Annotated in this window: 12 protein-coding genes and 1 pseudogene; 6 read left to right on the top strand and 7 right to left on the bottom strand. The window is 65.9% G+C overall.

All coding sequences use genetic code 11. The annotated features are described in order from the left end of the window. Positions 1-375, top strand: a pseudogene (locus VH569_RS34900) (methyl-accepting chemotaxis protein); the annotation flags it as partial. Positions 376-424: 49 nt separating this feature from the next. Here VH569_RS34900 and VH569_RS34905 read toward each other — a convergent pair. From VH569_RS34905 to VH569_RS34920, 4 genes are all read right to left on the bottom strand, one after another. Then, positions 425-1,174 carry an arginyltransferase gene (locus VH569_RS34905; RefSeq protein ID WP_098739687.1) on the bottom strand — a complete coding sequence of 250 codons (750 nt, stop codon included), beginning with the start codon at positions 1,172-1,174 and terminating at the stop codon, positions 425-427. Between the two features lie 70 nt (positions 1,175-1,244). Next, on the bottom strand, positions 1,245-2,222 hold the full coding sequence (locus VH569_RS34910; protein WP_377809241.1) for an alpha-E domain-containing protein: 978 nt from the start codon (positions 2,220-2,222) through the stop codon (positions 1,245-1,247). Beyond that, on the bottom strand, positions 2,219-3,601 hold the full coding sequence (locus VH569_RS34915) for a circularly permuted type 2 ATP-grasp protein (protein WP_423321842.1): 1,383 nt from the start codon (positions 3,599-3,601) through the stop codon (positions 2,219-2,221). The genes VH569_RS34910 and VH569_RS34915 overlap by 4 nt, the downstream gene beginning before the upstream one ends. A gap of 288 nt (positions 3,602-3,889) precedes the next feature. After that, positions 3,890-5,026, bottom strand: coding sequence for a flagellar motor protein MotB (locus VH569_RS34920; protein ID WP_423321829.1), 1,137 nt, complete (start codon positions 5,024-5,026; stop codon positions 3,890-3,892). 345 nt (positions 5,027-5,371) lie between these two features. Between VH569_RS34920 and VH569_RS34925 the strand changes: the two genes are divergently transcribed. After that, on the top strand, positions 5,372-5,863 hold the full coding sequence (locus VH569_RS34925; protein WP_423321831.1) for a flavin reductase family protein: 492 nt from the start codon (positions 5,372-5,374) through the stop codon (positions 5,861-5,863). Positions 5,864-5,887: 24 nt separating this feature from the next. Here VH569_RS34925 and VH569_RS34930 read toward each other — a convergent pair whose 3' ends face one another. From VH569_RS34930 to VH569_RS34940, 3 genes are read right to left on the bottom strand one after another with little or no spacing between them, the layout of a single operon-like run. Beyond that, positions 5,888-6,172, bottom strand: coding sequence for a DUF1488 domain-containing protein (locus tag VH569_RS34930; RefSeq protein WP_098739682.1), 285 nt, complete (start codon positions 6,170-6,172; stop codon positions 5,888-5,890). A 21-nt stretch (positions 6,173-6,193) separates the two neighbouring features. Then, positions 6,194-6,850 (bottom strand): DUF6134 family protein, encoded by a 657-nt coding sequence (locus VH569_RS34935; RefSeq protein WP_423321834.1) that lies wholly within the window; start codon positions 6,848-6,850, stop codon positions 6,194-6,196. 45 nt (positions 6,851-6,895) lie between these two features. Next, positions 6,896-7,198, bottom strand: coding sequence for an SCP2 sterol-binding domain-containing protein (locus VH569_RS34940; RefSeq protein WP_098739680.1), 303 nt, complete (start codon positions 7,196-7,198; stop codon positions 6,896-6,898). 170 nt (positions 7,199-7,368) lie between these two features. Here VH569_RS34940 and VH569_RS34945 point away from each other — a divergent pair, with 170 nt between their 5' ends. The 4 genes from VH569_RS34945 to VH569_RS34960 form a co-directional block, all read left to right on the top strand. After that, positions 7,369-9,114: a long-chain-fatty-acid--CoA ligase gene (locus VH569_RS34945; protein ID WP_423321836.1), complete on the top strand. Its 1,746-nt coding sequence runs from the start codon at positions 7,369-7,371 to the stop codon at positions 9,112-9,114. Between the two features lie 114 nt (positions 9,115-9,228). After that, positions 9,229-9,621 carry a MerR family transcriptional regulator gene (locus VH569_RS34950; protein WP_109047518.1) on the top strand — a complete coding sequence of 131 codons (393 nt, stop codon included), beginning with the start codon at positions 9,229-9,231 and terminating at the stop codon, positions 9,619-9,621. 134 nt (positions 9,622-9,755) lie between these two features. Continuing rightward, complete coding sequence (locus VH569_RS34955) at positions 9,756-10,286, top strand: thioesterase family protein (protein WP_423321839.1); 531 nt, start codon at positions 9,756-9,758, stop codon at positions 10,284-10,286. Positions 10,287-10,325: 39 nt separating this feature from the next. Further along, on the top strand, positions 10,326-10,705 hold a 380-nt coding region (locus VH569_RS34960), incomplete at its 3' end, for an electron transfer flavoprotein subunit beta/FixA family protein (RefSeq protein ID WP_423321841.1).

Below are 10,705 nucleotides of genomic sequence, written 5' to 3' on the forward strand. Positions count from 1 at the left end.
CTTGCCGGCCAGACGGCCAAGGCGACGGAGGAGATCGCCAGCCAGATCGGCGCCATCCAGCAGACGACGCAGGGCGTGGTGACGGCGATCACCGGCATCGGCGGCACCATCGGCAGCATCAACGACATCACCACCGCCATTGCCGCCGCCATCGAGGAGCAGGGTGCCGCGACCAATGAGATCTCCCGCAACGTCCAGCAGGCCGCGACCGGCACCCAGGAGGTCACGACCAGCATCGTTCAGGTGACGCAGGCGGCAGGCGAGGCAGGCGACGCTGCCGGTCAGGTGCTGAGCGCCGCCGGTGACCTGTCCCAGCAGGCGGAACTGATGCGCCGCGATGTCGAGAAGTTCCTGAGCGACATAAAGGCCGCCTGACGGCAGGTGTCAAAGGGCATCGCCGCCGAAACGGACGGTGGCGATGTCCTTACTCAGCGTCGCCGTCGGGCACGATGTCGGCACGGCGCCAGCCATCCTCACCCAGGCATTCCAGCGGGTGGAACTTCGCCTTGTAGGCCATCTTGCGGCTGTGGGCGATCCAATAGCCGAGATAGACATAGGGCATGCCAGCCAGCCGCGCCCGTTCGATCAGGCCCAGAATCAGGAAGGTGCCCAGGCTGCGGCGATCCTGGGCCGCGTCGTAAAAGCTGTAGACCGCCGAATAGCCGTCCGACAGCCGGTCGGTCAGCATGCAGCCCACCAGCTGTCCACGCTCGTCGCGTGCCTCCAGCAGGTTGGTGTCCGCCCTGCCCTCGTCGACCATGGCGGCGAAATCGCCCATCGCCATGCGGGCCATGTCCGAGTCGCCATGGCGGGAATTCTGGTACAGCGAGAACAGCCGGTACTGCTCCGACGTGGCGTAGGCCGGCCGTTCGCTCAGCGTCACCCCGTCGTTCAGCTTCAGGACCCGGCGTTGCGACCGCGTCGGCACGAAATCCGCGACCGGCACGCGCACCGGCACGCAGGCCTGGCAGTTGGGGCAGACCGGGCGATAGACGATGTCGTGGCTGCGGCGGAAGCCCGCCCGCGACAGGGTGGAGTTCACCTCGGTCGCATAGGGACCGATCAGACGGGTGAACAGCTTGCGCTCCACACGTCCGGGCAGATAGGGGCAGGGCATCGGCCCCGACCGGAAGAATTGCTGCAATGGACGCTGCGGCGGCTGGATGACCGACATTCTGAGCGACAACCACCACGACAATGACGAGGAGGCGGAGGAGTGCAAACCTCCCCCGCCGGACCCGAGCTTACTGCGACTGGCTCTGAACTGCCAGAGGAGGCTGGACGCCGAAGAAGGCTTGCGCGATTTCCGTGGTCACAATGCTCAGCTGCAGCTGTATCCAGTCGAGATACTCGTGCAGCCCGTCGCGCAGCACCGCGTCGATCGGACGGGACAGCAGGGCGCCCAGCAGCTCGTCCACCCGCTCCATCGCCGCCGATCCGCCACGCAGGTCGTAGCGCGAGCGCATCCGCGTCAGCACGCCGTCGATCTGCCGCACGCACATCACCACCGAGCGCGGGAAGCCCTCGTTGAACAGCATGAAGCCGGCGACGGTGGCCGGCGACATGCCGCGGGGATAGACACGGCGGAAGGCGTGATAGCCGGCGGTGGAGCGCAGGACCGTCGTCCACTGGCTGACATCCAGGGTGGAACCGACCTCCACCGGCGACGGCAGCAGCGTGTGGTACTTGATGTCAAGCAGGCGGGTGGTCTGGTCCGCCCGCTCGATATACTTGCCCATCTGGTAGAAGTACCAGCCCTGGTCGCGGTAGAAGGTGCCCTCGGTGATGCCCGTGTGGGTCTGGCATTCCTCCTTGATCCAGGTGCAGACCTTGGACAGGTTCTGGGCCGCCACGTCCTTGACCGACATCTCCAGCAGCTTGTTGTGGAACACGTTGATCTGCGTCCACATCTCCGTCGAGATCCAAGGGCGCAGCGTCCGCGCGTTCTCCCGCGCCATCCGCAGCATCGACAGCAGCGAATTGTGGTTCTGGCTGTCGAACATGTAATAGTGGACCACCGCCTCCGCCGTCGGACGGTCGTGGCGGCTGAAGAAGTCCTTCTCGTCGGCGTTCAGCTGGACGATGGAGAACCAGTTGGTGGCCCCGCGGGTGTCGCGCGCGAAGGTCTCGTGCACGTCGAGGATGCGAGCGAGATTCTCGGCCCGCTCCATGTAGCGGGCCATCCAGAAAATGCACTCGGCGTAACGGGACAGCAGGTTCATGCCGCACCACCTTCCAGAACCCAGGTGTCCTTCGAGCCGCCGCCCTGGGACGAATTGACGATCAGCGTGCCTTTCTTCAGCGCCACGCGCGACAGGCCGCCGGGCAGGACCCAACTGCTCTTGCCGGTGATGGCGAAGGGGCGGAGATCGACGTGGCGCGGTTCGATGGCGTCGTCGCAGACGGTCGGGCAGACCGACAGGTCGACGACCGGCTGGCTGATGTAGTTGGACGGATCGGCCAACAGCTTGGCCCGGCAATCCTCCAGCTCCGCCTTGCTGGCGCGCGGGCCGATGGTGATGCCGTAGCCGCCGGCCTCGCCCACCGGCTTCACCACCAGATCGGCCAGATTGTCGAGCGTGTATTGCAGGGCATCGGGCTCGCGGCAGATGCGGGTGTCGACGTTGGGGATGATCGGATCCTGGTCCAGGTAGTATTTGATCATCCGCGGAACGTAGCAGTAGACCGCCTTGTCGTCGGCGACGCCGGTGCCGATGGCGTTCGCCAGCGCGACGTTGCCCTTGCGGTAGGCCTCCAAGATGCCGGGCACGCCCAGCAGGCTGTCGGGATTGAAGGCCTTGGGATCGAGGAAGGCGTCGTCCAGCCGGCGGTAGATCGAATGGACAGGGGCCAGGCCGTTGGTTGTCTTCATGAAGACGCGGTCGTTGTCGACCACGAGGTCACGGCCCTCGACCAGCGGCACGCCCATCTCGCGCGCCAGGAAGATGTGCTCGAAATAAGCGGAGTTGTAGGTGCCCGGCGACAGCAGGACCACCTGCGGATCGTCGACCGGCGCGATCTCCACCATGGCGTCCAGCAGCTTGTGGCCGTAATTGTCCACCGGCCGGATGCCGATGTCCTGCATCAGGTCGGGGAAGACCCGCTGCATCATGTGGCGGTTTTCCACGACATAGGAGACGCCGGACGGAACGCGGCCGTTGTCCTCCAGCACGCGGAAGGTCCCAAAGCGGTCGCGCACCAGATCGGTGCCCATGATGTGGATGTAGGTGTTGAAGGGAACGTCCACCCCGATCATCTGCGGGCGGAAATTATGGTTCCCTTCGACCAGATCCCGGGGGATCACCCCGTCCTTCAGGATCTTCTGGTCGTGATAGATATCGTGCAGGAACAGGTTCAGCGCGGTGACCCGCTGCTTGACGCCCGCCTCCAGATGCTTCCATTCCGGTGCGGAGATCACCCGCGGGATGACGTCGAACGGCAGGATGCGGTCGACGGCGTCCTTGTCGGAATAGACGATGAAGGTGATGCCGAGATTGTAAAGCTCCCGCTCCGCATCCTGCGCGCGGCGGCGCAGTTCATCGAAATCGAGTGCGGCCAGCCTTTGGCGGATGAGCGCCGTGTGTTCGGCCGGCAAATCCATGGCTCCGAACAGCTCGTCGAAGTACAGGCCAGGATTGTAGGATGACAATAGGTCGGACGGTTTGCCCTCGGGTACGCTCACAGACTCCCCCGCGCTTGTATCTGACCGATCATCGCGGGCCGGGCGGCATCGCCCCGGCCATGTCGCATTGTGCAGGAAGTATGACGCATCGCCGCGCGCTTTGAACAGGGCAAACGCGCGCCCCGTTGTGCGACGCAGTGACAAAGCAAGAATTCGGACGCGGGTACTTCCGGAAATTAGCGCCAAAGTACCGGCGGCGCGGAAGTCTTATCGTGCTTTGGTGGGGGCGCCACCGCCACCGGACTGGCCGCCGGCCGACGGCGCCGCCTGGGTCTCGCGCAGCAGGACCATGGCGATGCGGCGGTTGCGCGGGCTGTTGGGCTGATCGGCGACCAGCGGGTCGCGGTCGGCCTTGCCGACGACGTCCTGGATTCGCGTCGGGTCGATGCCGCCGGCCAGCAGGGCGCGGCGGGTGGCGTTGGCCCGCTCGGTCGACAGATCCCAGTTGTCGCGGCCGGAGCCGGCAGGGAACGGAGAGCTGTCGGTGTGGCCGCTGATCGACAGCTTGTTGGGCAGCTTGGACAGCGCCTTCGCCACCTGCTGTACCAGCTGGCGGGTCTGCGGGTACATCTGGCCGGAGCCGCCGGGGAACATCGACACGCGGTCCTGATCGACGATCTGGATGCGCAGCCCCTCCGGGGTCTGGTCGATCATCAGGTTCTGCGCCAGAGGCTCCAGTTCGGGCACCGACTGGATGGCCTGCCGGATCTCGGTGGCGGCCTGCTGGAACTGGCGGGCCTCCTTGGCGGCACCCTGGAGGCTGTCCATCGCCTCCTTCACCCGCTCGCCGAAGTCGGACAGCTTCTCGCCGGGCTTCTGGCCGGGGATGCCCAGCTGCTTGGCCATCTCCTCCATCCGCTTCTGGAACTCGGCGCGGGTTTCGTTCGGCTTCTGGTCGGCGACATCGGCGTCGGGGGCAGCGCCGCTGGCCGACTTTCCGGGACCGGTGCCCTGGCCGGGACCGGAGGTCGATTCGGTCGGGTCGTCGGCATCCTCGGTCTGCTGCGCCGAATAGCCCGGCGGCCCGGACACCGGCACGTCCGCCGACATCGGCGAGCTGGGAGAGACCTGAGCACCCGGCACGGTGATGGTCTTGCCGCCCAGCATGCCGCCGGAGCCGGACTGCTCGCGGCTGACCGAGACCGGCGAGAAATAGTCGGCGATGCCCTTGCGCTGGTCCGAGGTGGTGACGTTGAGCAGCCACAGCAGCAGGAAGAAGGCCATCATCGCGGTCACGAAGTCGGCATAGGCCACCTTCCACGCGCCACCATGGTGGCCGCCGTGCCCGCCCTTCTTCTTCTTGATGATGATCGGCCGCTCGTCGCCGCCGGAATTCCCGCTCATGCCCTGGCCGTGGCGAATGGTTCACAGCCCGAAGGCCGATTTCCCGTATGCGATTTCTGGGCGCGGCGCCGCGGTGAAAGCAGCGGCCGACCACTGCGGCAGAACCCTGACCGGGTTTCATTAAGATCCGTTTAACGACGTTGTCGGGGCCGGAGTTGCAGCGGAGATGCAACGGCGATGGGGTGGAGATGCGGCTTGCGCCGGGTGGCGTGCTGGATTAATTCCCGGTATTTCCTACCTTGTGTGTCACCTTCACCGCCACCGGAGGGCGTGTGACCCACGCCGGCCCTCCTGCCCACGCTGCCCCTCCACCCTGCCCCATCCAGGCCCACACGACAGGACGTCATGATCACCGACCAGCCGATCGATCCCCTTGCGTTCCGTTCCGCCCTCGGCTGCTTCGCGACCGGGATCGCCGTCATCACGACCATCGCGCCCGACGGGCTGCCGCTGGGGGTCACGGTGAATTCCTTCTCGTCCGTGTCGCTCGACCCGCCGCTGGTGCAGTTCTGCCTGGGCCGCGCCGCGATGTCCTTCGAGGCCTTCAAGCTCGCTCCGCATTTCGCGGTGAACATCCTGGCCGCCGATCAGGAGGAGCTGTCCAACCGCTTCTCCCGCCGTGACCTGCAGGAGCGCTGGACCGGCCTGGAGACGACCGCCGGCCGCGGCGGCATCCGCCTGCTGACCGGCTGCCTCGCCACGCTGGAATGCGACCGCGAGCATCTGCTGGACGGCGGCGACCATGTCATCGTGCTGGGCCGCGTCCGCAAGCTGACCTCGCGCGACAGCGGCGATCCGCTGCTGTATTTCCGCGGCCGCTACGCCCGCCTGGGCTGAGCGCGTTTCTCAGCCGGTCGCGACCTACCCAGCCGCGCGGTGGAGGTCGCGACCGGTCAGGTGGATGTTGGCATCGGGGTCGAGCGCGCGGGCCATGATGCGCTGCTCGGCCGCCCGTTCGAACAGCGGGCGGTTCATGCAGACCTGCTGAACCGCCTCGTCCGGCTTGGGCGTGTGGCCGACGATGCCCTGCAAGGTGCGGCGGGTGACGAGGACCCGGCCCTGATATTCCCCGACCTGCACCGCGAACTCCACGGCGTCGGCCTCCTCGTTCCAGATTGGATCGTCGGGAAACAGGAAGATGGGCATCGGGTCCTCGATCGGCGTGAATCACTTCAGGACATAGGTGATATCATAGCCGCTGCGTTTGAAGCGCGTCTTCAGCAGCGTGCCGTCCGCCGCATACCAAAGATCGCGTTCCACATCGCCCTCGATGCGGTGATGGGCGGCCTCCAGCGCCTTGCCGCCGGCTTCCACCGTCTCCGCCCCGACCTTGCGCGCCGCCACCTTGTAGGGCGCCGCGTCGATCACCGACAGCAATTCCCTGTGCTTCAGCACGTCCGGCGTCCACAGGGTCAGCGGCAGAACGCCGGCCGGTGCCTGCTGGACCTTGCCGTCCACCGTCAGGCGGTAGCCGCCGGCATCGCGCGCCATCTCGATCTTGTGCGGCGTGCCGTCATCGTCGGTGGTGGCAATCATCGATTCGAGCACCCCGCCCCTCCACATCTCCTCCCGCTTGTGGTCGTAGCGGAAGTTGATGAACAGCACCTTCACCCGCGTGGTGGCGGTGACGGTGACCTTGGTGCGGTCGCCCTGTGGCTCGATCTTCACCTGCTCGCTGCCGATGGGGTCCTCGCCCATCAGGATCTGGTAATTCAGCGTGCGTGCGGCGCCCTGCGCGCAGGCGGAGCCCGGCAGGCCGGTCAGCAGGGTGGCCGCCATCAGGGCAGCCGACAGGGTGGCGCATTTCGTGCGCGTCGTCGTCATGTGCATTTCCTCCCGGTTGGTCTGTCTGGCGGCTCTTACGGCCGCTCAGTCGTCCAGCAGCTGCGCCAGCTTCATCGCGACGCCCATCGAGCCCTCGACCTTCAGCTTGCCCATGGTGAAGGCCAGCATCGGGTTCAGCTTGCCGTTGATCAGCTTCTGCAGGTTCTCCGGCGAGATGCGGATGGTGCAGTCGGACTCGGCATCCTCACGGCTGATGCTGATCGGGCTGGCACGGCCATCGACCCGGATCACCTCGCCCTCCTTGCCTAGCAGGAAGCGGACCGAGGCGTTGAGCGAGCGCAGATCGCCGCTGCGACTGCGCAGTTCCTGCAGAATGTCATCGACCATGAAAGCGTGCCCTCAGGATTGTTCGTAGGACTGGTCTTGACAGTAGGCGCGCATTACGTTTACGTCAACGTCATAACGAAAGCGTTTCAGACGCCCACCGCCCCGTTTGCCGCCTTTCGGTGCAGGCTGCCAGGTGATCCGGAACGCGCCACCGCCAAGGGGAGCGAAACATGCCCGAGCCGCTTGCGCAGAGCGCCAACCCGCCCACCGCAGCCGTAAACGTTGCCGCCGATGATGCCGCCCATCCCTGGCTGACGCACTATCCGAACGGGATCGCCTGGGACCAGCAGTTCACGCCGATGCCGCTGCACATGCTGTTCGAAGAGGCGGCCGGGCGCTATGCCGACCGTCCCTGCCTGGATTTCATGGGCCGCCGCTACAGCTATGCCGAGGTTCTGGATCTGGTGAACCGCGCCGCCCGCGGCTTCCAGGATCTGGGCGTCGGGCCGGGGGTGCGGGTGGGCCTGTGCCTGCCGAACTGCCCGACCTACGTGATCTCCTATTTCGCGGTGCTGAAGGCCGGCGGGACCGTCGTCAATTACAACCCGCTCTATGTCGAGCGGGAACTGGAGCACCAGATCACCGACTCGCAGACCGAGATCATGGTGACGCTGGACCTGAAGCAGATTTACCCGCGCGTCGCCGCGATGCTGGCGCGCACGCCGATGAAGCGCATCGTCGTCTGCCGCATGGCGACCATCCTGCCGGCGGTGAAGAAGGCGCTGTTCAGCGTGCTGAAGCGCGGCGAGCTTGCCGTCGTGCCGCGTGACGACCGCCATGTCGATTTCGGCAGCCTGCTGACCAATGACGGCAAGCTGCGCCCGGTGCGCATCGACGGACTGCGCGACGTCGCCGTGCTGCAATACACCGGCGGCACCACCGGCGTGCCGAAGGGCGCGATGCTGACCCACCACAACCTGCTGTCCAATGCCCGGCAGGTGCAGGCCTGGTTCCCCACCGTGGCGCTGGGCCAGGAGCGCATGCTCGCCGTTCTGCCCTTCTTCCATGTCTTCGCCATGACGGTGGTGCTGAACATGGGGCTGGCCTGTGGTGCGGAACTGATCATGCTGCCGCGCTTCGAGACCGAACAGGTCCTGAAGACCATCGCCAAGCGCAAGCCGACGCTCGTCCCCGGCGTGCCCACCATGTACAAGGCGCTGCTGGGCCACCCGCAGGTCGCCCGCTATCCGATGACCTCGATCCGCTACTGCATCTCCGGCGGCGCGCCGCTGCCGATGGAGTTGAAGCGCCAGTTCGAGACGGCGACCGGCTGCGTGCTGATCGAAGGCTACGGCCTGTCGGAAGCCTCGCCCGTCTGCGCCGCCAACCCGCTGAGCGGCGTCAACAAGGAAGGGTCGATCGGCCTGCCGCTGCCCGGCATCTCCATCGAGATCCGCGACCTTGAGGACCCGACCCGCAAGCTCGGCATCGGCGAGAAGGGTCAGGTGGCGATTGTCGGCCCCAACGTAATGGCCGGCTATTGGGGCCGGGCGGAGGAAAGCGACCGCACCGTCATCGACGGCTTCCTGCTGACCGGTGATGTCGGGACGATGGATCAGGACGGCTATGTCTTCCTGCTCGACCGGTTGAAGGACCTGATCATCTGCAGCGGCTACAACGTCTATCCGCGCATGATCGAGGAGGCGATCTACCAGCACCCCGATGTGGTTGCCGCCTGCGTCATCGGCCTGCCCGACGATTACCGCGGGCAGACGCCGAAGGCCTTCGTGCAGTTGAAGCCGGGCGCCAGCATGACGGTGGAGGCGCTGCGCGATTTCCTGCGCGACAAGATCTCCCGCATCGAGATGCCGACGGCCATCGAGTTCCGCGAGGAGCTGCCGAAGACCGCCGTCGGCAAACTGTCGAAGAAGGAACTGATCGCCGAGGCTCAGCAGGCTCTAGCGAACGGGGGATGACCCGAAGCCATTGCCCTCACCCGGACGTAAAGGGAAGCCTTATCACGCGACGGCAGCTGTGCTACCAAACGGAAGGCGCATTGTGCCGAACACGAACAAAAGGTCTTCCCAGGGATGGAACAGCTTTACACGGTCAACCAGCTTGCGGAGGAGCTGGGCATCACTCCGCGGGCCCTGCGTTTCTACGAGGTCAAGGGACTGCTGGCGCCGAACCGCGTCGGCAACAACCGGGTCTATACGAAGCGCGACCGCGCCAGGCTGAAGCTGATCCTGCGGGGCAAGCGGCTGGGCTTCTCGCTGGCGGAAATCCGCGAATATCTCGACCTCTACAACGTCAATGGCGGGGTCGAGCAGCAGAGGAACCTGTTGAAGCGCGTGCAGAAGCGGTTGAAGGACCTCGCCCAGCAGCGGGAAGATCTGGAAGCCACCGTGCAGGAACTGCGCGACATCGAAGAGCAGGTCAATAACACCCTGGCGGAGCAGAAGTCCGCTGCGAAGGACAGCTGACCGGTCGGACGCCCCCGGCGCTCCGGTCGGCCCTATGAGGGGGATCGGAGCATGATGGGACAGCAATGCCTGCGGGCGGCCTGCGATGCCCTCGGGGTGAAGGGCGGGACGAATGGCGGGAAAGGAGATGGGGCATGAACCTGATCTTCCGCCTGCTGACGGTTGCCGTCGCCGCCATCGTCGCCGCATGGCGCGGCCGCCGCGCCGGGCTGCTGGATCCGTCGGCGCTGCGCTTCCGGGTCTGGCCGACCGATCTCGACATCAACCTGCACATGACCAACGCACGCTATTTCAGCATGATGGATCTGGGACGCACCGACCTGATGATCCGCGTTGGACTGGGGCCGGCGATCCTGCGCAATCGCTGGCAGCCGGTGCTGGGCGGAGCGACCATCCGCTACCGCCGCTCGCTGCGGCCATTCCAGCGCTTCACCCTGGTCAGCCGGGTTCTGTGCTGGGACGACAAATACATCTTCATCGAACACCGCATGGAAACACGCGGCGGGCTGGCGGCCCTGGCCGTCGTCCAGGGAGCTTTCGTCGGTGCAACCGGCGTGGTCGCCCCGGCCGAGGTGCTGGCAGCACTCGGCACCACGGCTGCCTCCCCGCCGATCCCCGATGCGGTTGTGGCCTTGCGTGGACAGGCCCTGTCCGCTGTCGCCTGAGCCTTAACAAGAACACCATCCGAGAGGAGACATTCCATCATGAAGGTGCTGGTGCCCGTTAAGCGAGTGGTCGACTACAACGTGAAGATCCGCGTCAAGGCGGATGGCAGCGGCGTCGAGACCGCCAACGTGAAGATGAGCATGAACCCCTTCGACGAGATCGCCGTCGAAGAAGCCGTGCGCCTGAAAGAAGCCGGCAAGGCGACCGAGATCGTGGTGGTGTCCGTCGGCCCGACCCAGGCCCAGGAGACGCTGCGCACGGCTCTGGCCATGGGCGCCGACCGCGCCATCCTGGTGCAGACCGATGTGACGACCGAACCGCTGGCCGTCGCCAAGGTCCTCAAGGCGCTGGTCGAGAAGGAAGCGCCGGGGATGGTGATCCTCGGCAAGCAGGCCATCGACGACGACTGCAACCAGAC

The sequence above is a fragment of the Azospirillum sp. 11R-A genome, from assembly GCF_049472615.1.
In the GTDB taxonomy this organism is placed as follows: Bacteria; Pseudomonadota; Alphaproteobacteria; order Azospirillales; family Azospirillaceae; genus Azospirillum; species Azospirillum palustre.

Excerpts from the sequence above, each read along its gene's own strand:
- VH569_RS34905 (WP_098739687.1), bottom strand. The coding sequence starts at position 1,174 with ATGTCGGTCATCCAGCCGCCGCAGCGTCCATTGCAGCAATTCTTCCGG.
- VH569_RS34910 (WP_377809241.1), bottom strand. The coding sequence starts at position 2,222 with ATGAACCTGCTGTCCCGTTACGCCGAGTGCATTTTCTGGATGGCCCGC.
- VH569_RS34915 (WP_423321842.1), bottom strand. The coding sequence starts at position 3,601 with ATGGATTTGCCGGCCGAACACACGGCGCTCATCCGCCAAAGGCTGGCC.
- VH569_RS34920 (WP_423321829.1), bottom strand. The coding sequence starts at position 5,026 with ATGAGCGGGAATTCCGGCGGCGACGAGCGGCCGATCATCATCAAGAAG.
- VH569_RS34925 (WP_423321831.1), top strand. The coding sequence starts at position 5,372 with ATGATCACCGACCAGCCGATCGATCCCCTTGCGTTCCGTTCCGCCCTC.
- VH569_RS34930 (WP_098739682.1), bottom strand. The coding sequence starts at position 6,172 with ATGCCCATCTTCCTGTTTCCCGACGATCCAATCTGGAACGAGGAGGCC.
- VH569_RS34935 (WP_423321834.1), bottom strand. The coding sequence starts at position 6,850 with ATGACGACGACGCGCACGAAATGCGCCACCCTGTCGGCTGCCCTGATG.
- VH569_RS34940 (WP_098739680.1), bottom strand. The coding sequence starts at position 7,198 with ATGGTCGATGACATTCTGCAGGAACTGCGCAGTCGCAGCGGCGATCTG.
- VH569_RS34945 (WP_423321836.1), top strand. The coding sequence starts at position 7,369 with ATGCCCGAGCCGCTTGCGCAGAGCGCCAACCCGCCCACCGCAGCCGTA.
- VH569_RS34950 (WP_109047518.1), top strand. The coding sequence starts at position 9,229 with ATGGAACAGCTTTACACGGTCAACCAGCTTGCGGAGGAGCTGGGCATC.
- VH569_RS34955 (WP_423321839.1), top strand. The coding sequence starts at position 9,756 with ATGAACCTGATCTTCCGCCTGCTGACGGTTGCCGTCGCCGCCATCGTC.